Raw genomic sequence first — 19,385 nt, forward strand, 5'->3', positions numbered from 1 at the left:
CGGACCTGTGACGAGAGCCCTCGGGGATTCCCGGGGGCTCTCGTCGTCAGGGGCTCTGCAGGAACGCGAGGACGGCGAGCACCCGCCGGTGCTCGGTGCCCGATTCCTCCAGGCCGAGCTTGGCGAAGATCGCGCTGATGTTCTTCTCGACAGCGCCCACCCCGATGAACAGACGCTCGGCGATGCTCCCGTTGCTGCGTCCCTCGGCCATCAGCGTCAGCACGTCCCGCTCCCGCGGCGTGAGGCTCGAGAGCGGGTCGGGACGCGCGGACAGCAGAGCCTGCACGACGACCGGATCGAGCACGGTGCCCCGCTCCCGCACGCGCCGCACGGCGTCGGTGAACTCCTCGAGCGAGGTCACCCGGTCTTTGAGCAGGTAGCCGACGCCCCCTTCGCCGCCGGCCAGCAGCTCGCGGGCGTACACCGCCTCGACGTATTGGCTGAGCACCAGGATGCCGACACCGGGAAGCGCCGCCCGCACGTCGAGCGCAGCCCGGATGCCCTCATCGCGGAACCCCGGCGGCAGGCGCACGTCGAGGATCGCGACATCCGCCTGCGCGTCGCGCACGCGCGCCACCACATCCTGCGCGTCGCCCCATGCCCCGGCGGTGAGGTAGCCGGCCTCGTCGAAGAGTCTCACCAGGCCCTCGCGCAGGAGGAGCGAGTCCTCGAACAGCACGACGCGGAGCGGGCCGGAGGCGCCCGTCGCCTCAGAGGCCGAAGCGGTCACGGCGTGCCCGCCAGGGGGACGTGGGCGCCGACCGATGTCGGCCCGCCGATCGGGCTGCGAACGTCCAGCACGCCCCGCAGGCCCGCGACGCGCTCACGAAGACCTTCCAGGCCGTGGCCCGGCGTGACCACTGCGCCCCCGCGCCCGTTGTCGACCACCCAGACGTCCAGGTGCGTCGCAGCACCGCCCGCCGCGCGCCGCAGCGACGCCTGCAGGGTCGCGGCGGTGGCGCCGGAGTGCTTGACGGCGTTCGTCATCAGCTCGGCCACCACGAAGTAGACGCCTCGTGCCGTCTCCTGGCTCACCGCCCGGTCGATGGCGGGGTCGACGTCGACCTGGACGGCCAGCGGCGAACCCGCGGCGAGGGCGTCGAGCGCCGCGGCGAGTCCGCGATCCTGCAGCAGCGGCGGGGCGACGCCGCTGGACAGGGCGCGCAGTTCGTCCAGTGCCGCCTGCGCGTGCCCCCGTGCCTCGCGCGCGAGGTCGGCCGCGGCATCCGCGTCTCCCGCCTCGGCGCGGCGCTCGAGGGCCGCGAGATCCATCTGCAGTCGGACGAGGCGCTGTTGCGGCCCGTCGTGGATGTCGCGCTCGAGGCGGCGCAGCCCGAGATCCTCGGCGTGCACCGCGGCGCCTCGCGCAGCCGCTTCGGCGCGGACCTCCGCGGCGAGATCGTCGGAGTCCCAGCGGCCGAGCATGCCCGCGGCCACGGCGTGGTGCCCGCGGGCCAGGCCTCCCAGCACCCACGGCATCGTGGCCGTGAACACGATGCCGGCGATGAGATACAGCGTCACCTCCAGGACCCAGCTCGACCAGCCGCCGAACAGCCCCGGCAGGTAGTCGGCGACGTACTGCCCCCACTGGCCCGACCTGTCGTCGCGCGGCAGGAACAGCCCCCAGAACCAGTACGTGAGGCCGCCGAGCCCCACGCTGAGCCACACGGTGGTCAGCGCGAACGACACGATGCTGATGATCGGGCTGACGACCATGCCGTGCACGAGGTACACCCAGTAGTGCGCGTTGCGGAGCGGACGTGTGAGCGTCATCCAGAAACCGGTCGCATCGGTCCTGTCGCGGTTCCATTCGGGCTCTGCGATCGCGGGCAGACCCGTGAGGCGGAGCAGGAAGCGGTCGGCGACGCCGAAGCCGCGCGCGATGAGAAGGGTGAGCACGGCGAGCGGCAGTCCGACGACGAGGATCAGGAGGCCGACGCTCGTCGAGAAGAGCACCGCGAGGATGCTGAGCGAGAGCATGGCGAGGACGAAGACCACGAGCAGGTACAGCGCGCTGCCCGGCGTCCGCGCCCACGCGCGGCCGTAGGACGCCCAGAAGCCGCTGCCGACCGCCGTCGCGGCCGGCGGCTGCAACGGCGCGGATTCAATGATCGTGGTGCTCATGGGAGTCTCCCTCGGAAGTCATGATCCCAGCCTCCCGGCGCGGCCGGCGCTGCGGCATCCGACATCCACCCGAAGACGTACGGGGGAAGACCCCCGATGAGTGCCCGCGTCACGCGATGTGCGTGAGGCGCCCGCCGACCGCCGTCGCGGCGACCCGCATGCCGCGCAGCTGCGCCTCGTCGGCCGTCAGAGGGTCGCGCTCGCAGATCGCGAGGTCCGCGACGTCGCCCGGGGCGATGCGGGCGGGTTCGGCGGATCCGCCGCGGGTCGAGGCACCGAGCGCCGTCGCGGCGTCGATCCGCTGCTGCGGCTGCCACGGGTCCCGACCGTCGCGCGTCCGGAAGACCGCCGCCGCCATCGCCGCCCAGGGGTCGAGCGGCGACACCGGGGCATCCGATCCGAACAGCAGGTTCGCTCCCGATTCGTGCAGCGCCCGCAGCGGATAGGGCTGCGCGGTCTGGCCGGCCCACAGGGTGTCGGTGAGATCGCGGTCGTCGAGGGCGTGAACGGGCTGGACGCTGGCGCCGACGCCCAGGCGGGCGAAGCGCGGGAGGTCGGCGTGCGCGACCAGCTGCGCGTGCTCGACCGTGCCCCAGGCGCCGGTCGCCGCGAATGCGTCCAGGGCGCGCGCGTTCGCGACGTCGCCGATCGCGTGGATGGCGGAGGCGATGCCGGCGGCGGTGGCGCGGCTCATCAGATCGACCAGCGTCGCGAGATCGACGGTGAGGAGACCGTGATCGTGCGGATCGCCCGGATAGGCGTGGGAGCACGCGGCCGTCCGGGTGCCGAGGGATCCGTCGGTGATCACCTTGAGAGGACCCACGCGGACCAGATCGGATGCCGCGCCCCGCGCGGCATCGCCGGTCCGCAGCCCCTCGGCGACGGCCCGGTCGAGGAACTCCGGGTAGATGCCGAACGCGACGCGCAGCGCGTCGAACCCACCGGCCAGGCGACGCACCCACGCGTCCTCGTTCCACGCCATGTCGAGGTCGACGAGCCCGACGACGCCGCGCGCGGCGGCATCCTGCGCCATCCGCGCGACGAGAGGATCGGACACCGACGCGTCGACGGCGTTGAGGCGCCGCGAGATCTCGAATGCGGGCTCCTCGCGCAGGATGCCGACGCCGTCCGGCTCGAAGCCCTCACGGCGCAGCGCGGCGGAGTTGAGCCACACGCTGTGCACGTCGGCGTTGACGAGGTAGGTCGGCACGTCGCCGGTCGCGGCGTCGAGCACGGCCAGATCCGGGGCGTCCGGCCAGAACGCGTCGCGGAAGCCGCCGCCCACCCGGCGTCCGTCCGGGAGGACGTCTGCGGCGCTCATGAGCGAGGCAGCCTCGGCGGCGGATGCCGCGTCGCCGAGAGCAGCGCGCTGCGCCGACAGGGCCCACTGCACCGTGTGGACGTGGTGGTCCCACAGCCCCGGGACGACGAACCCACCGTCGGCGTCGAGCACCGGGCCGCGGCGGGGCAGGGCGCCGGCGGGGGCGATGTCGGCCACCACGCCGTCGGCGAGGTGGACGTCGACGGGCTCGTCGCCGAACGGATCGGTGCGGTCGGCGCCGGTGAGCCGGGCATTCGCGATGACGTGGGGAACGTCGCCGCGGCCCGCCGTCACCGGGCGGCCTTACGGGTCTCGAGGTCGCGGCGCATCTCGCCCGGCAGCCGCGGGTCGGTATAGGGGCCGCCACCGGCTTCGAGCTGCGTGATGATGTTCTCGACGATCTCGTCGGGGCGGTTCTGGCTCAGCTTGCGCTTGCCGACGACCCGCGTGGGCGTGAGCCGGAATCCGACGGTGCCCCGCTCGAGACGGCGCACGTAGTCGGGGTCGTTCGGCGGCGCCCACATCATCCTCGGCTGCGGCATCCCGCTCTCGAATCGCGCGACGAGCCGCTCGAGCACCTGGAGGTTCTCCTCCGCGGTGAGCAGCTCCGGGATGCCGCTCAGATGCGCCGAGACGAAGTTCCAGGTCGGGACGCTCGGGGTGTCGCCGTACCACCCGGGCGAGACGTAGCCGTGAGGCCCCTGGACCACCACGAGCAGCTCACGGTCCCCGAGACCGTGGACGAGATCGTCCGGCTTGCCCACGTGACCGACGATCGTGAGGTCGTCCCGCCCGGCATCGAGCAGGACCGCGTAGTGGGAGGCGACGAGCCCCCCGTCGGCGGCGCTCACGATCGTGACCCACGGGTTGTGCTCGATGAGCCGGCGGATCTCGCCCACATCCGTCATCGCGAAGCTCGGGTTCTGACGCATGGCTCCAGCCTATGGGCGCGCTCGCGGCGCGACGCCCGACGCCGTGGCGGTCAGCGCTGGCAGGCCGGGCACCAGTAGAGCTTGCGGCCGGCGGCCTCCTCGACCACGATCGCCGTGCCGCAGACGCGGCACGGCAGACCCGCGCGGTGGTACACCCAGTGGCGGTCGTCGCGGCTGGCCATCGCCCTGCGATAGGCGTGCTCGTCGAGGTCGTCCATCGTCATCATCTGACCGGTCTCCACGCCGATCGCGAGCAGCCGCACCCAGTCCTGCCAGATGGCGCGCACGATCTCCTCCGGCACGTCGCGGCCCGGTGTGTGCGGGTTCTGACGCGCACGGAAGAGCAGCTCGGCGCGATAGACGTTGCCGATCCCGCTCACGACGCCCTGATCCATCAGGAGCAGCCCGATCGCGGTCGGCTTGCGACGCACGACCGAGGTGAACCGCTCCTCCCCCTCGGCGACGTCGTCCACCAGTGGGTCGGGTCCGAGCTTGGCGATCGTGGTGGCGACCTCGTCGGGTGTCTGCAACTCGCAGGCGGTGGGGCCGCGAAGGTCGGCGCAGGTGACGTCGGTCAGCAGGCGGAGCCGCACCTGCCCCACGACGGGCGGCGGCCAGCTGTCGCCCTCGTCGGCCAGCCCGGTGGTCTGCTCCGACATGCGCACGTGCACGCGCGTGCGGCGGGGCGCTCCGATCGACGTCAGCGAGTTCTCGCCCGCGGCGTCGAGGATCGGCTCGCCGACGTCGGTGCCGCGCTGGTTGGTCTGCCCCATGCGGCCGTTCGCGGAGGCGATGGTCGGGTCGACGAGGATCTCGCCCGCGAAGTCCCACGCGCCGTACATGCCCAGATGCACGCGAAGCCACAGGTCGTCGTCGAACTCGAGGAACATCTGCTTGCCGACGGCCCGCACCGAGGTCGCCGTGCGGCCGTCGAGGACTGCGGCCCCCTCGACGAAGCGACCCTGCGGGCTGGAGGCCTGCACGGGCCGGCCGACGACGTTGCGATCGAACTGACGAGCGATGCGGTGGACGGAATGGCCCTCGGGCATCGGGTCAGCCGGCTTCGGGGTCGAACGAGCTGTCGTCGGCGGCCAGGACGTCGGGCTGTCCGGGTGCGGTGGCGCGCGGATCCGGCTCGAGCGCGCCGTCCTGCTCGTAGGCCGCGAGCTGGGCGATCCGCCGCGCGTGGCGCTCCTCGCCCGAGAACGGGGTCGCGATGAATCGGTCGATGAACGACGCCGCCTCGGCGAAGGTGTGCTGGCGGGCGCCGATCGCGATGACATTGGCGTCGTTGTGCTCACGAGCGAGTTCGGCCGTCGCGACGCTCCACACGAGGGCGGCGCGCACCCCCACGACCTTATTGGCGGCGATCTGCTCGCCGTTGCCGGACCCGCCGAACACGACGCCGAGGGACTCGATGCCGTCTGCCTGGTCGCGCACGACCGCCTGGGCGGCGCGGATGCAGAACGCCGGGTAGTCGTCGAGCGGGTCGTACTCGATGGGGCCGTGGTCGACGACCTCGTGACCGGCGGCGGCGAGGTGGTGCTGGAGCTGCGTCGAGAACTCGAGGCCGGCGTGGTCGGTCGCGATGTGGATGCGCATGGGCTCCATCCTAGAGAGCCACGCGAGGCGGGAAGACGCGCCTCAGGGGGCGATGCCCGCCGCGGCGGGCTTGAAGCCGGCCCGGACGTTCTCGCAGCACGCGGGCCGGCACACGTCGAACCACGGGCCGAGGTCGGTGCGGTGCGCGCGGGCGGTCGCGGGGGTTCCCTGGAGCCGCTCCTCCACGAGGTCGATCAGCCCCGACACGAAGACGGGGTCCACTCCCGGAGTCGGCGTGCGCACGGCGCGGATGCCCGCCTCGGCGGCGGCCTCCATCGCCTCGGTGTCGAGGTCCCAGAGCACCTCCATGTGGTCGCTCATGAAGCCCAGCGGCACGATCGCCACGGCCTCGATGCCCGCCGCGGGCAGACCGGAGATCACGTCGTTGACGTCGGGCTCGAGCCACGGCTGCGTGGGCGGGCCGGAGCGCGACTGGTACACCAGCTCCCACCCGATGCGCTCGGCGCCCGGCACTTCGGCGGCGACCGCCGCCATGACGACCTCCGCCACCGCCAGGTGCTGGGCGGCGTACGCGCCGCCCTCCCCCAGGTCGCGGTGCCGCTCGTCTCCCGCGCGGGGGCCGGAGCGCTCGGCATCCGCCGTCGGGATGCTGTGGGTCGAGAACAGCACGCGGACCGTCTCCGGCGCGTGGCCGTCGGAGAGGAAGGCGGCGACCGCGTCGCGCACGCCGTCGATGAACGGCTGCACGAAGCCGGGGTGGTCGAAGAACTGACGCACCTTGTCGATCGTGACCGTGTCCGCCAGCTGGGTCTCGGTCAGCACGCGCGCGAAGTCCTCGCGGTACTGCCGGCAGCTCGAGAACGAGGAATAGGCGCTGGTGGCGAGCCCGAGGAGGCGCGTGTGACCGGCGGCCGCGGCATCCGTCACCGCCTCGGCCAGATAGGGCGACCAGTTGCGATTGCCCCAGTACACCGGAAGGTCGATGCCGCGGCGGGCGAGCTCCGCCTCGAGCGCCGCCTTGAGCGCGCGGTTCTGCGCGTTGATCGGGCTCACCCCGCCGAAATGGCGGTAGTGGTGCGCGACCTCCTCGAGGCGCTCGTCGGGGATGCCGCGCCCCCGGGTGACATTGCGCAGGAACGGGATGACGTCGTCCTGGCCCTCGGGGCCGCCGAACCCCGCAAGGAGAAGGGCGTCGTACGCGACCGGCTGCTCCACCCACGGGGCGCCCGGCGCAGCGGCGGGAGAGGCGAACGGGACCACGTGCTGCTCGGAGGACGTCACCCGTCCATCCTGACACCGCGGGCGCGGCCCCCAGCGCGATATGATGAATTCATCATGCCGCTAACACGTCAGCAGCGTCCGCTCTACGAGGTCAAGGCGGGCCTGTTCAAAGGCCTGTCCCATCCGCTGCGCATCCGCATCCTCGAGATCCTGTCCGCCGCCGACGAGGTGGGGGTCGCCGAGCTCCAGACCGAGACCGGGCTGGAGCCGTCGCACCTCTCGCAGCACCTCGCCGTGCTGCGACGCCACCGTCTGGTGGACTCCGAGCGCCGCGCGAGCCGCGTGTACTACCGGCTCGCCGACGACAAGGTGGCCGAGCTGCTCGCGGTCGCCCGTGCGCTCCTCCTGGACGTGCTGGCATCCGAGCGCGACCTCCTCGCCGACGCCGGCTCGCTTCCGACCCTCCCCGCCCGATGAGCGGGGCGGATGCCGCGACGCCGGCGCGCCCACGCCGGCGGGCGGGTGCCGTCCTCCGGGCGCTCCTGCCGTCCGCCGCGGACTACCGCGGGCTGAGGCGGAGCTGGCGCGCGGACCTCGTCGCGGGGGTCACCGTCGGCATCGTGGCGCTGCCGCTGGCACTCGGGTTCGGGGTGAGCGCGGACCTCGTCGCGGGGGTCACCGTCGGCATCGTGGCGCTGCCGCTGGCACTCGGGTTCGGGGTGAGCGCGGGCCTGACGGCGGAGGCCGGCCTCGTGACGGCCATCGTGGCGGGCGTCCTGGCCGCGGTGTTCGGCGGCTCGAACGTGCAGGTCTCGGGGCCGACCGGAGCCATGGTGGTCGTGCTCGTGCCGATCGTGGCCGCACACGGACCGGCGGCCGTGGCCGCCGTCAGCGTGATGGCGGGCGTCCTGGTCCTCCTCGCCGGCGTGCTGCGGCTCGGGCGCGCGGTGTCGTTCATCCCGTGGCCGGTCATCGAGGGGTTCACCCTGGGCATCGCGGTGATCATCTTCCTGCAGCAGGTGCCGCTCCTCGTCTCGGCCGCGCCGGCAGGGGCGGGCGAGCACAGTGCCAACGCGGTCGCCGCCGCCGTCGAGGCGGTCGCCGCGGCGGACTGGGCGTACGTCCCGTGGGCGCTCGGCGCGGCCGGCCTGGTGATCACGTGCATGATCGCCGCTCCCCGCGTGCACCCCGCCATCCCCGGCTCGCTCGTCGGCATCGTGATCGTCACGGTCCTCACCGTGCTGCTGCCGACACCGCTCGCCGCCATCGGCGCTCTCCCCGCATCGCTTCCCGCCCCGGCGCTGCCCTCCCTCGACCCCGCAGTGCTCGGCGACCTCGTGGCCCCCGCCGTGACAGTGGCCGCCCTCGCGGCGATCGAATCCCTGCTCTCGGCCCGCGTGGCCGCCTCCCTCGCCGACACCGGCGCCTACGACCCGGACCGGGAGCTCGTGGGCCAGGGCATCGCCTCGCTGGGGTCGGGCCTGTTCGGGGGCATGCCCGCCACCGGTGCGATCGCCCGCACGGCCGTCAACGTGCGCTCGGGCGGCCGGACCCGGCTGGCCTCGCTCGTGCACGCCGTCGTGCTCCTGGGCGTGGTCCTCGTCGCGGCAGGACCGGTCGGCGCGATCCCGCTCGCCGCCCTCGCGGGCGTGCTCATGCTGACGGCGGTGCGCATGGTGCACGCGGGGACGGTGCGTGCGATCCTGCGCTCGACGCGCTCCGACGCGCTCGCCTTCGGGATCACCGCGCTCGTGACGGTGTCGTTCGACCTCATCGTCGCCGTCGCGATCGGCGTGGTGTGCGCGGGCGTCTTCGCGCTGCGCTCCCTGTCCCGCTCGGCGTCGGCGCACCGGGAGCCGCCGCCGGGCGAGCCGATGCCGGAGGACGAGCACATCGCCGTGGTGCGGCTGGACGGACCGCTCTTCTTCGCCACGGCGGACCGCGTCTCGGCGGCGATCACGGGCCTCAGCGGGATATCCGTCGTGATCCTGCGGATGTCCAGACTCGAGCTGGTCGATGCGACGGGCGCGCGTGTGCTGACCGAGATCGTGCAGACGCTCGAGCGCCGCGGCGTCACCGTGCTGATCAAGGGCGTGCAGCCCGGCCACGAGGAACTGTTCCGCACCGTGGGCGTGCTGGCCTCGCTCCGCCACCAGAACCACCTGTTCACGCAGCTCGAATCCGCGCTGGAGCACGCGCGCAGCCACGTGCGACGGCGATCAGGCGCGCACACCGCGTAGGCTGGACCGGTTGTCGCCGGCGCCAGCAGCGCTGGCGGCGTCCGCCGGACCGTGTGTCCGCACAACGGGCCCAAGACATCATCCGTCATCCTCACCCACGGGAGCCGAAGCAGTGCCTGGAGAGAACCTCACCCGCATCGAGGCGCAGGAGCGCCGCGCGATCGTCGACACGCAGTCGTACGAGGTCGTGCTGGACCTCACGAAGGGCGCGGAGGTCTTCGGATCGCGCACCGTCGTGCGCTTCACCGCGACACCCGGCGCCTCGACGTTCATCGACCTGATCGCCCGCGAGGTGCGCGAGATCACCCTCAACGGCCGCGCGCTCGATCCTGCGACGGCGTTCGCCGACTCGCGCATCGCCCTGGGAGACCTGGCCGCCGACAACGAGCTCGTCATCGACGCCGACTGCCTCTACACCAACACCGGCGAGGGCCTGCACCGATTCGTCGACCCCGTGGACGGCGAGGTGTACCTGTACTCGCAGTTCGAGGTGCCGGACTCGCGCCGCGTGTTCGCGGTGTTCGAGCAGCCCGACCTCAAGGCGACGTTCCAGTTCACGGTCACCGCGCCCGAGCCGTGGAAGGTCGTGTCCAACTCCCCCACCCCCGAGCCCAAGAAGCACGGCGACGGCAGCGCGACCTGGCGCTTCGAGCCCACGCCGCGCATCTCCTCCTACATCACCGCCCTCATCGCCGGTCCGTACGAGGCCACGTTCTCGGAGCTGACGAGCGCCTCCGGCCGCGTCATCCCGCTCGGCGTCTACGGTCGCAAGAGCCTGTGGCAGCACCTCGACGCGGAGTACATCTTCGACAAGACGCGCCAGGGTTTCGCCTACTTCGAGGCGAAGTTCGACTACGCGTACCCGTTCGCGAAGTACGACCAGCTCTTCGTGCCGGAGTTCAACGCGGGCGCGATGGAGAACGCCGGTGCGGTCACGTTCACCGAGACGTACGTCTTCCGCTCGAAGGTGACGGATGCCGTCAAGGAGCGTCGCGTCGTCACGATCCTGCACGAGCTCGCGCACATGTGGTTCGGCGACCTGGTCACGATGAAGTGGTGGAACGACCTCTGGCTCAACGAGTCGTTCGCCGAGTGGGCCTCGACCATCGCCACCGCCGAGGCCACCGAGTGGACCGAGGCGTGGACCACCTTCAACGCGATGGAGAAGACCTGGGCGTACCGCCAGGATCAGCTCCCCTCCACGCACCCCGTGGTCGCGCAGATCAACGACCTCGAGGACGTGCAGGTCAACTTCGACGGCATCACCTACGCCAAGGGCGGCTCCGTGCTCAAGCAGCTGGCCGCCTGGGTGGGCATCGAGGCGTTCTTCGCCGGCGTGGCCGCCTATTTCAAGAAGCACGAGTGGTCGAACACCGAGCTGTCGGACCTCCTCGCCGAGCTCGAGGTCACGAGCGGGCGCGAACTGTCGACGTGGTCCAAGAAGTGGCTCGAGACCGCGGGCGTCAACACGCTCGCACCCGAGATCGTGACGGATGCCGATGGCACGATCACGCGCTTCGCCATCGTGCAGACCGCCCCGGCCGACTACCCGACCATCCGTCCCCACCGCCTCGGCGTCGGCTTCTACGACCTCCAGGGCGACGCGCTGGTGCGCGTGCACCACGTCGAGCTGGACGTCGACGGTGACCTCACCGAGGTGCCGGAGCTCAAGGGCACCAAGCGTCCCGCGCTCGTGCTGCTCAACGATGAAGACCTCGCCTACGCGAAGATCCGCCTCGACGCCCAGTCGCTGCAGACCGCGATCGACCACCTCGGCAAGATCAGCGACCCGCTCGCCCGCTCGCTGGTGTGGGGCGCCGCGTGGGACCAGACCCGCGACGCCGAGGCATCCGCCTCCGACTACGTCGACCTGGTGCTGCGCAACATCGGCGCCGAGACGGAGTCGACCACCGTGCGCACGACGCTCGCCCAGCTGCTGCTCGCGGCCAACGCGTACGTCGCGCCCGAGAAGCGCGAGGCGACGCGCGCCAAGGTGGCCGACGCCCTGTGGGCGCTCGCACAGCGTGCCGAGGCGGGCAGCGACAGCCAGCTGCAGTTCGTCACCGCGTTCGCGTCCGGGGCGGCCACGCCGAGTCAGTGGGACACGGTGCGCCGGCTGCGTGACGGCGAGGCGGCCCTCGACGGCCTCGAGATCGACACGGACCTGTCGTGGCAGCTGCTCGTGTCGCTCGCGGCCGGAGGCATCGCGACCGAGGCCGACATCGAGGCCGCGCTGGCCGCCGACAACACCGCGAAGGGCGGCGAGTTCGCCGCGCAGGCCAAGGCGGCGCTGCCGACCGCAGCGGCCAAGGCCGCGGCGTGGTCGTCGCTGGTGGAGAGCGACGACCTCCCCAACACCATCGTCCGCTCGGCGGCCCTCGGCTTCGTGCACCCGGCGAGCCGCGATCTCCTCGGAGAGTTCGTACCGCAGTACTTCGAGGCGCTCCTGCCGATCTGGGACTCGCGCACGTATCAGATCGCGCAGTACCTCATCGTGGGGCTGTACCCGGCGCCCCTCGCGGACGTGGCTCTGCGCGACGCGACGCGCGCATGGCTCGAGGCGAACACCGACGCCGCACCGGCGCTGCGTCGCCTCGTCGCCGAGAACCTCGCCGGCGTCGAGCGCGCGCTGTCGGTCCAGGACCGCGACGCCCAGTAGTTCCCGATCGGATGCCTCGGCCCCGCTCTCAGGCAGGGCCGAGGCATCCGTCGTTAGGATCGTCACGATGATCAGCGCCCCCCACGCCGCCGGCACCGGCGAGACCCCCGCCCCCGAAAGCCCCGGCATCACCGACGCCGCATTCTGGACGGGCATCGGTGACTTCTTCGTGGCCGCCGGCTGGAACGTGCTGTCGATCGCGCTCATCATCCTCGGCGCCTTCATCCTCGGCTGGATCCTCAAGTTCGTGATCCGCCGCGTCGTGAACCGGATCGTGAACGGGGCGAAGTCCAAGGCCAACGTCGACGACACGCAGGCGCTCGAACGCTCCCCGCTCGCGTCGGTGCGGCTGGTGCAGCGCACCCGCACGCTGGGCTCGATCCTGCAGAACGTGGTCAACGTCACCATCGTCGTGATCGCGATCCTGCTGGTCATCAACGTCGTCGCGCCGACGGCCCTCGGGTCGCTGACGCTGCTGACCGCCGCCGTGGGCGCAGGCCTCGGGTTCGGTGCGCAGAACATCGTCAAGGACGTGCTCAACGGCATCTTCATCGTCGCCGAGGATCAGGTGGGCATCGGCGACGTCGTCGACCTGGGCCTGGCCACCGGGATCGTGGAGTACGTGAGCGTCCGGGTGACGCACGTCCGGGACGTCAACGGCACGCTCTGGTACGTGCGCAACGGCGAGATCACCCGCATCGGCAACCTCTCCCAGGGGTGGTCGCGGGTCATCATCGACCTCTCGGTCGCCGTCGACTCCGACATCGCCGAGGTCGAGCAGGCCCTGCTCGACACGGCCAAGGGGCTGGCGAAGGACCCGAAGTGGCGCACGCGCATCCTCGAGCAGCCCGAGGTATGGGGTCTGGAGTCGATCTCGGGCGACGCACTGGTGATCCGGCTCGTGATGAAGACGCGGGCCAACGCGAAGGACGACGTCGCGCGTGAGCTGCGCATGCGACTCAAGCACACCATCGATGAGATGGGCATCAGCCTTCCCGCGCTGACCGCCGTCATGCCGACGGGCATCGAGGGCGCGCAGCGGGTGCGCGGCGCCAACCCGCCGAAGACCAAGCCGACCCCGGTCCCCCCTGCGGCCGAGAGACCGGTGTGGAAGCCCAAGCGCACCCCCAAGAAGAACCCGCAGCCCGGCGACGCCGAGGACGGCAGCGCCCCCGGAGGAACGTCATGACCGACGAACCCGTCAGCCCCGCTCCCGCCGAGCCCTCGGCCGTCCCGCTGAGCTTCTACGACGAGATCGGCGGGCACGAGGCGTTCGTCCGCCTGGTGGACGCCTTCTACCGAGGGGTCGCCGACGACGAGGTGCTGCGCCCGATGTACCCCGAGGAGGACCTCGGGCCCGCCAAGGAGCGGCTGACGCTCTTCCTGGAGCAGTACTGGGGCGGCCCGACGACGTACAGTGCCCAGCGCGGGCATCCGCGGCTGCGGATGCGCCATGCCGCGTTCCACGTCGATCCCGATGCGCGCGACCGCTGGCTCGCCCACATGCGGGTGGCCGTCGACGAGCTCGACCTGCCGCCGCTGCACGAGGCGACGCTGTGGGACTACCTGCAGCGGGCGGCGCACGCGATGGTGAACACCTTCCAGCCGTCGGGCATCGGACCGGCCGCGGGTGCGCGGGCGGCGACATCGCTTCCCGTCACGGCCGCTCCCCCGGCGGACCCCGACCCGTCCCGCTGACCCAGGCCACCGCCGACGAAGGAGTCGACATGCCCACTGCCAGCCACCGCACCGACGTCCTCGTGATCGGGTGGGGCCTCGCCGGCCTCGTGGCCGCGGCCGAGGCCGCGTCCGCGGGCAAACGCGTGACGATCGTCGACCAGGAGCCGCGGTCGAACCTCGGCGGGCAGGCGTGGTGGTCGTTCGGGGGGCTGTTCTTCATCGACTCGCCGGAGCAGCGCCGGCTCGGCATCCGCGACTCGATCGAGCTGGCCCGCCAGGACTGGCTCGGCACCGCCGGCTTCGACCGCGACGAGGACCTGTGGCCGCGCCGCTGGGCCGATGCGTACCTCGACTTCGCCCACGGCGAGAAGCGCGCCTGGCTGCGCGAGAAGGGCGTGGGGTTCTTCCCCATCGTCGGATGGGCCGAGCGCGGCGGCTACACCGCGACGGGCCCCGGCAACTCCGTGCCGCGCTTCCACGTCACGTGGGGAACCGGCCCGGGGCTCGTCGCCCCGTTCCAGGCGGAGGTGGAGGCCGCAGAGACGGACGGCAGGGTCACGATCCTCCCCCGTCACCGCGTCGTCTCGCTCACCGTCGAGGACGGCGTCGTCACGGGTGCGACGGGCGACGTCCTGGCGCCCTCCGGCGCCGCCCGCGGGGTCGCGAGCTCCCGCGACGTGGTGGACTCCTTCGCCGTCACGGCGGGCGCGACGATCGTCGCCTCGGGCGGCATCGGCGGCAACCACGACCTCGTGCGCCGGTGGTGGCCCGCGCGCCTCGGTGCCGCGCCACAGACGATGGTGACCGGCGTCCCGGCGTACGTCGACGGCTCGATGCAGCCCATCGCGTCGGCCGCCGGCGCCCGGCTCATCAACGGCGACCGCATGTGGCACTACGTGGAGGGCATCCAGAACTGGGACCCGGTGTGGCCGGGTCACGGCATCCGGATCCTCCCCGGCCCCTCGTCGCTGTGGCTGGATGCGACCGGCTCGCGTCTGCCCGTGCCCCTGTTCCCCGGCTTCGACACGCTCGGCACCCTCTCGCACCTGCGCGCGACGGGGTACGACCATTCGTGGTTCGTGCTGTCCCAGCGGATCATCGAGAAGGAGTTCACCCTCTCGGGCAGCGAGCAGAACCCCGACCTCACCGGCAAAGACCTCCGGCTGCTGGCCTCGTCGCGACTGGGCAAGGGGGCGTCCGGACCCGTGCAGGCCTTCATGGACCGGGGCGCGGACTTCGTGGTCCGCGACGACCTGGACGACCTCATCGCCGGCATGCGCGCCCTTCCCGGCGGCGAGGTGCTCGACGGCGATCGCGTGCGGCTCGAGGTCGAGGCACGCGACCGCGAGGTCGAGAACGACTTCACCAAGGATGCGCAGATCGCCATGCTGCGGTCGGCGCGCGCCTTCCGCGGCGACCGGCTCATCCGCACCGCGGCTCCGCACCGCATCCTGGATCCGAAGTCCGGGCCGCTCATCGCGGTGAAGCTGCACGTGCTGACGCGCAAATCGCTCGGCGGCATCGAGACCGATCTGTCGTCGCGGGCCCTCGGAGCCGGCGGCGAGCCGGTGCCCGGACTGTTCGCCGCGGGCGAGGCCAGCGGCTTCGGCGGCGGCGGCGTCCACGGCTATCGCGCGCTGGAAGGCACTTTCGTCGGCGGATGCCTCTTCTCCGGGCGCATCGCAGGGCGTGCGGCAGCGGCGGCGGTCTGAACGGCCTCCCGGCGCCGGTGATCGGCCGCGTCCGGTCAGCTCGACGCCGAGCCGGTTCTGCGCACGGCCGTGAGGCCGGTGGCCACCGGGCCGCGAACCAGCACGTGACCCCTGGTGAGGCTCACCCGCGTCCAGGGACCGCTGGCGAACACGCGCGCCGTCTCGGCGCCGCTGATGAAGCCGAGGCTGAGGGCCGCGAAGGCCACGCCGGCGGGCAGGCCCCCGAGCTCCTCGTCGGGGGCGCCCCACACCGCGGCGCGCACCGCGCGCACGACGTCCTCGCCGGAGTCCGTGGGAACCGCATCCGAGACGCGGGCGATGCCGCCCTGCGCCGTGGCGGCGAGGGTCGACGCCTCGATCCCCGGCCGGGCGTCCCAGCCGGTCCGCGGCGGGGTGATGCCCGCCCAGGCGGGCGACAGGGCGGTCTCGGGAAGGTTCAGCGCGCGCGGGTCGTCGTCCGCCGCGGACAGAGCGGATGCCTCCACCACCAGGTCGCACACGAGCTCGGGGTCGGCGGCGAGCGTGCGCAGAGCGAGCACCGTGGGCGTCAGATCGCCGAAGCCGCGCGGAGCGAGCGCCGCCGCCGTCATGGCGAGCACGCCGCCGGATGCGGCCAGCCTCACCCCTTCGACCGTGAACCGGGCGGCGCGTCCGGCGAACGTGAGGGCGTCGGCGGCGGAGTCGGGATCGGCGAGCAGGAGGCGCGGAGACATCGCCCCTAAGCTACCAAGCGGACCTGCGGGCGGCGGACGCCCCGGGAGGGAGCAGCGTGGACCAGGACCGGAACGCCGAGGCCATGCCGGAGGCGGATCCCGTCGCCTCGATGCTGTCGGTGATCGACCTGAGCGCATCGGACGCCCGCACCACGGAGGACATCTTCACGGGCACCTCGCAGCACATGCCGCTGGGCCGGGTCTACGGCGGCCAGGTGCTGGCGCAGTCGATCGTCGCCGCGTCGAGGACGATCCCGGAGGAACGCGTCGTGCACTCCATGCACGGGTACTTCCTCAGGCCGGGCGACTCCACCGAAGGCATCACGTTCTCCGTCGATCGCATACACGACGGCCGCTCGTTCTCGACGCGCCGCACTCAGGCGTTCCAGGAGGGCGTGCCGATCTTCTCCATGATCGCCTCGTTCCAGGACGACGACCCCGGCCTGGATCACCAGGCGCCGATGCCGGACGGCGTCCCCGCGCCGGACGATCTGCCCGACGTCGAGTCGCACCTGAAGGGGCTGCATCCGATGTCCAAGCGGCTCTTCACCGATCGGCCCGTCGACCTGCGGCACATCCCCTCGCCGATCTACGCGACGGTCTCGGGTGAACGGGTGCCCCGGCAGGCGGTGTGGATGCGCGTGCGACGGCCGATCCCCGACACGCCGTCGGTCCACCGTGCGGCCCTGGCCTACCTGAGCGACCTGACCATCCAGGAATCGATCCTGCGCGCCCACGGGGTTGCCTGGTCCACGCGTGGGCTCAAGGTCGCCAGCCTCGACCACGCGATGTGGTGGCACCGCTTCGGGAGGGTGGACGAGTGGATGCTGTATGTGCAGGAGTCCCCGAGCGCGCGGGGCGGGCGGGGACTGGCCACCGGGCGCATCTACTCCGCCGACGGCACGCTGATGGCCAGCGTCGCGCAGGAGATCATGGTCCGGGTGCCGGACGAGGACTCTCCGGAGGGCTGAGTCAGCGCCGGTGGGCGTAGAGGATCGGCTCGCCGAGGTACGGCTCCCAGGCTTCCCGCTCCTGCGTCGTCAGCCGCATCGGCCGTCCGCTCTCGGCATCCACCTTGACGATGACCGTCGTGGCCCGCGCGTATACGGTCTGACTCGCTTCCGCGGTCGCGAGCGGGCTGCACACCTCGTAGCACACCTCGATGCTCGAGCCGCCGAGCTTGCCGAACCACATCTGCACGTCGAGCGGATGCCGCTGATACGGCACCGGGGCGAGGTACTCGATCTCCTGCCGGGCGATGAGCGTCAGCATCCCGCTGAAGATGCTGGAATCGAGCACGGCCGTGGACGGGGCGTCCTCTCCAGGCTCGGGCACCCAGAACGCCCGCACGCGGGCCTCTTCGAGCAGTTTCAGCATCGACGTGTTGTTGACGTGGTTGAACGCGTCGAGGTCACCCCATCTCAGGTGGATGGGGATGTGCAGGCGACGGTCGCGAGCCGCGGCCGCGGCCGCGACCGTCGCGTCGCCGCCGTCAGTCACGGGTGAGCTTGCGGTACGCCGTGCGGTGCGGACGCGCCGCATCGGGTCCGAGCCGCTCGACCTTGTTCGCCTCGTAGGCCTCGAAGTTGCCCTCGAACCAGTACCACCGGTCGGGGTCCTCGTCGGTCCCCTCGTACGCGAGGATGTGCGTCGCGATGCGGTCGAGGAACCACCGGTCGTGCGTGATGACCACCGCGCAGCCGGGGAACTCGAGGAGCGCGTTCTCGAGCGACTGCAGGGTCTCGACGTCGAGGTCGTTCGTGGGCTCGTCGAGGAGCAGCAGGTTGCCGCCCTCCTTGAGGGTCAGCGCGAGGTTGAGGCGGTTGCGCTCGCCGCCCGAGAGCACGCCGGCCTTCTTCTGCTGATCGGGACCCTTGAAGCCGAACTTCGACACGTAGGCGCGCGAGGGGATCTCGGTCTTGCCGACCGTGATGATGTCGAGCCCGTCCGACACGACCTCCCACAGTGTCTTGTTCGGATCGATGTTCGAGCGCGACTGGTCGACGTAGCTGATCTTGACGGTCTCGCCGATCTTGAGATCTCCGCCGTCGAGCGGCTCCAGGCCGACGATCGTCTTGAAGAGGGTCGTCTTGCCGACGCCGTTCGGGCCGATGACGCCGACGATGCCGTTCGGCGGCAGGCTGAACGTCAGCCCGTCGATGAGCGAGCGCCCGTCGAAGCCCTTCTGGAGCTTCTTCGCCTCGATGACGATGCTTCCCAGGCGCGGGCCCGGGGGGATCGTGATCTCCTCGAAGTCGAGCTTGCGCGTGCGGTCGGCCTCTGCCGCCATCTCCTCATAGCGGGCCAGGCGCGCCTTGGACTTGGCCTGACGACCCTTCTGGTTGGACCGCACCCAGTCGAGCTCCTCGGCGAGTCGCTTGGCGAGCTTCGCGTCCTTCTTGCCCTGGATCGCGAGACGCTCGCCCTTCTTCTCGAGGTAGGTCGAGTAGTTGCCCTCGTAGCCGATCAGGCGGCCACGGTCGACTTCGGCGATCCACTCGGCGACGTTGTCGAGGAAGTACCGGTCGTGGGTGATCGCGATCACGGCGCCGGGGTACTTCTGCAGGTGCTGCTCGAGCCACAGCACGCTCTCGGCGTCGAGGTGGTTCGTGGGCTCGTCGAGAAGAAGCAGATCGGGCTTCTGCAGCAGGAGCTTCGTGAGCGCGACGCGGCGCTTCTCACCGCCCGACAGTGGCCCGATCTCGGCGTCGCCCGGCGGGGTCCGCAGCGCGTCCATCGCCTGCTCGAGCTGGGAGTCGAGGTCCCACGCGTCCGCTGCGTCGATCTCCTCCTGCAGGGTGCCCATCTCGGCCAGCAGTGCGTCGAAGTCGGCGTCGGGGTCGGCCATCAGACCCGAGATCTCATTGAAGCGGTCGAGCTTGGGCTTGATCGCGATGCCGTCCTGGATGTTCTCCAGCACCGTCTTCGTCTCGTCGAGCTCCGGCTCCTGCATGAGGATGCCGACCGAGTAGCCCGGAGTCAGCTTCGCCTCGCCGTTCGAGGGCTGATCCAGGCCCGCCATGATCTTGAGGATCGTCGACTTTCCGGCGCCGTTCGGGCCCACCATGCCGATCTTCGCCCCGGGCAGGAACGCCATGGTGACGTCGTCGAGGATCAGCTTGTCTCCAACGGCCTTGCGGGCGCGGACCATCGAGTAGATGTACTCAGCCATGCGGGATTCAGTTCTCCTTGGAGTCGGACGTCAGCGTCCCAGCCTACC

At 71.6% G+C, this 19,385-nt stretch carries 17 protein-coding genes; 7 read left to right on the forward strand and 10 right to left on the reverse strand.

Annotated elements, in window-relative coordinates; genetic code table 11:
- Positions 1 to 46: 46 nt before the first annotated feature.
- From ACWGUG_RS08875 to ACWGUG_RS08905, 7 genes are all read right to left on the reverse strand, one after another.
- A complete protein-coding gene (locus tag ACWGUG_RS08875) occupies positions 47 to 730 on the reverse strand; it encodes a response regulator transcription factor (protein WP_378881113.1) in 684 nt (227 codons plus the stop codon).
- The gene (locus ACWGUG_RS08880; protein ID WP_452324447.1) at positions 727 to 2,124 is read right to left on the reverse strand and encodes a sensor histidine kinase; all 1,398 of its coding nucleotides are present in this window, start codon (positions 2,122 to 2,124) and stop codon (positions 727 to 729) included. Before ACWGUG_RS08880 ends, ACWGUG_RS08875 begins: the two co-directional genes overlap by 4 nt.
- A 109-nt stretch (positions 2,125 to 2,233) precedes the next feature.
- Complete coding sequence (locus ACWGUG_RS08885) at positions 2,234 to 3,739, reverse strand: amidohydrolase (protein ID WP_336396993.1); 1,506 nt, start codon at positions 3,737 to 3,739, stop codon at positions 2,234 to 2,236.
- A complete protein-coding gene (locus ACWGUG_RS08890) occupies positions 3,736 to 4,377 on the reverse strand; it encodes an FMN-binding negative transcriptional regulator (RefSeq protein WP_452324448.1) in 642 nt (213 codons plus the stop codon). The genes ACWGUG_RS08885 and ACWGUG_RS08890 overlap by 4 nt, the downstream gene beginning before the upstream one ends.
- Positions 4,378 to 4,427: 50 nt before the next feature.
- The gene (locus ACWGUG_RS08895) at positions 4,428 to 5,426 is read right to left on the reverse strand and encodes an Fpg/Nei family DNA glycosylase (protein WP_452324449.1); all 999 of its coding nucleotides are present in this window, start codon (positions 5,424 to 5,426) and stop codon (positions 4,428 to 4,430) included.
- A gap of 4 nt (positions 5,427 to 5,430) precedes the next feature.
- Complete coding sequence (locus ACWGUG_RS08900; protein WP_336396990.1) at positions 5,431 to 5,979, reverse strand: ribose-5-phosphate isomerase; 549 nt, start codon at positions 5,977 to 5,979, stop codon at positions 5,431 to 5,433.
- Between the two features lie 42 nt (positions 5,980 to 6,021).
- On the reverse strand, positions 6,022 to 7,221 hold the full coding sequence (locus ACWGUG_RS08905; protein ID WP_336396989.1) for a ferrochelatase: 1,200 nt from the start codon (positions 7,219 to 7,221) through the stop codon (positions 6,022 to 6,024).
- A gap of 54 nt (positions 7,222 to 7,275) precedes the next feature.
- On the opposite strand from ACWGUG_RS08905, the gene ACWGUG_RS08910 reads away from it, so the two are divergent.
- From ACWGUG_RS08910 to ACWGUG_RS08935, 6 genes are all read left to right on the forward strand, one after another.
- Complete coding sequence (locus tag ACWGUG_RS08910) at positions 7,276 to 7,638, forward strand: ArsR/SmtB family transcription factor (RefSeq protein ID WP_452324450.1); 363 nt, start codon at positions 7,276 to 7,278, stop codon at positions 7,636 to 7,638.
- A complete protein-coding gene (locus tag ACWGUG_RS08915; protein WP_452324451.1) occupies positions 7,635 to 9,401 on the forward strand; it encodes a SulP family inorganic anion transporter in 1,767 nt (588 codons plus the stop codon). The genes ACWGUG_RS08910 and ACWGUG_RS08915 overlap by 4 nt, the downstream gene beginning before the upstream one ends.
- A 112-nt stretch (positions 9,402 to 9,513) precedes the next feature.
- On the forward strand, positions 9,514 to 12,060 hold the full coding sequence (gene pepN / locus ACWGUG_RS08920; protein WP_452324452.1) for an aminopeptidase N: 2,547 nt from the start codon (positions 9,514 to 9,516) through the stop codon (positions 12,058 to 12,060).
- 67 nt (positions 12,061 to 12,127) lie between these two features.
- A complete protein-coding gene (locus tag ACWGUG_RS08925; RefSeq protein WP_336396985.1) occupies positions 12,128 to 13,249 on the forward strand; it encodes a mechanosensitive ion channel family protein in 1,122 nt (373 codons plus the stop codon).
- On the forward strand, positions 13,246 to 13,758 hold the full coding sequence (locus ACWGUG_RS08930) for a globin (RefSeq protein WP_378881140.1): 513 nt from the start codon (positions 13,246 to 13,248) through the stop codon (positions 13,756 to 13,758). Before ACWGUG_RS08925 ends, ACWGUG_RS08930 begins: the two co-directional genes overlap by 4 nt.
- A 29-nt stretch (positions 13,759 to 13,787) precedes the next feature.
- The gene (locus ACWGUG_RS08935) at positions 13,788 to 15,452 is read left to right on the forward strand and encodes an FAD-binding dehydrogenase (protein WP_336396983.1); all 1,665 of its coding nucleotides are present in this window, start codon (positions 13,788 to 13,790) and stop codon (positions 15,450 to 15,452) included.
- Positions 15,453 to 15,487: 35 nt separating this feature from the next.
- Here the strand turns inward: ACWGUG_RS08935 and ACWGUG_RS08940 are convergent, their stop codons facing one another.
- Positions 15,488 to 16,165 carry a hypothetical protein gene (locus ACWGUG_RS08940; RefSeq protein WP_452324453.1) on the reverse strand — a complete coding sequence of 226 codons (678 nt, stop codon included), beginning with the start codon at positions 16,163 to 16,165 and terminating at the stop codon, positions 15,488 to 15,490.
- A gap of 83 nt (positions 16,166 to 16,248) precedes the next feature.
- Between ACWGUG_RS08940 and ACWGUG_RS08945 the strand changes: the two genes are divergently transcribed.
- Positions 16,249 to 17,136 carry an acyl-CoA thioesterase gene (locus ACWGUG_RS08945; protein ID WP_336397135.1) on the forward strand — a complete coding sequence of 296 codons (888 nt, stop codon included), beginning with the start codon at positions 16,249 to 16,251 and terminating at the stop codon, positions 17,134 to 17,136.
- 1 nt (position 17,137) lies between these two features.
- On the opposite strand, the gene ACWGUG_RS08950 is transcribed toward ACWGUG_RS08945, so the two are convergent.
- Complete coding sequence (locus tag ACWGUG_RS08950) at positions 17,138 to 17,665, reverse strand: acyl-CoA thioesterase (protein WP_336396981.1); 528 nt, start codon at positions 17,663 to 17,665, stop codon at positions 17,138 to 17,140.
- Positions 17,658 to 19,337, reverse strand: a complete 1,680-nt coding sequence (gene ettA, locus ACWGUG_RS08955; RefSeq protein WP_336396980.1) for an energy-dependent translational throttle protein EttA — start codon at positions 19,335 to 19,337, stop codon at positions 17,658 to 17,660. The genes ACWGUG_RS08950 and ettA overlap by 8 nt, the downstream gene beginning before the upstream one ends.
- Between the last annotated feature and the right edge of the window lie 48 nt (positions 19,338 to 19,385).

The sequence above is a fragment of the Microbacterium sp. NPDC055455 genome (assembly GCF_053619935.1).

Bases quoted from the DNA above. Each gene is read 5' to 3' on its own strand.
- ACWGUG_RS08880 (WP_452324447.1), bottom strand. From the start codon at position 2,124: ATGAGCACCACGATCATTGAATCCGCGCCGTTGCAGCCGCCGGCCGCG.
- ACWGUG_RS08890 (WP_452324448.1), bottom strand. From the start codon at position 4,377: ATGCGTCAGAACCCGAGCTTCGCGATGACGGATGTGGGCGAGATCCGC.
- ACWGUG_RS08895 (WP_452324449.1), bottom strand. From the start codon at position 5,426: ATGCCCGAGGGCCATTCCGTCCACCGCATCGCTCGTCAGTTCGATCGC.
- ACWGUG_RS08900 (WP_336396990.1), bottom strand. From the start codon at position 5,979: ATGCGCATCCACATCGCGACCGACCACGCCGGCCTCGAGTTCTCGACG.
- ACWGUG_RS08910 (WP_452324450.1), top strand. From the start codon at position 7,276: ATGCCGCTAACACGTCAGCAGCGTCCGCTCTACGAGGTCAAGGCGGGC.
- ACWGUG_RS08915 (WP_452324451.1), top strand. From the start codon at position 7,635: ATGAGCGGGGCGGATGCCGCGACGCCGGCGCGCCCACGCCGGCGGGCG.
- ACWGUG_RS08925 (WP_336396985.1), top strand. From the start codon at position 12,128: ATGATCAGCGCCCCCCACGCCGCCGGCACCGGCGAGACCCCCGCCCCC.
- ACWGUG_RS08930 (WP_378881140.1), top strand. From the start codon at position 13,246: ATGACCGACGAACCCGTCAGCCCCGCTCCCGCCGAGCCCTCGGCCGTC.
- ACWGUG_RS08935 (WP_336396983.1), top strand. From the start codon at position 13,788: ATGCCCACTGCCAGCCACCGCACCGACGTCCTCGTGATCGGGTGGGGC.
- ACWGUG_RS08940 (WP_452324453.1), bottom strand. From the start codon at position 16,165: ATGTCTCCGCGCCTCCTGCTCGCCGATCCCGACTCCGCCGCCGACGCC.
- ACWGUG_RS08945 (WP_336397135.1), top strand. From the start codon at position 16,249: ATGCCGGAGGCGGATCCCGTCGCCTCGATGCTGTCGGTGATCGACCTG.
- ettA (WP_336396980.1), bottom strand. From the start codon at position 19,337: ATGGCTGAGTACATCTACTCGATGGTCCGCGCCCGCAAGGCCGTTGGA.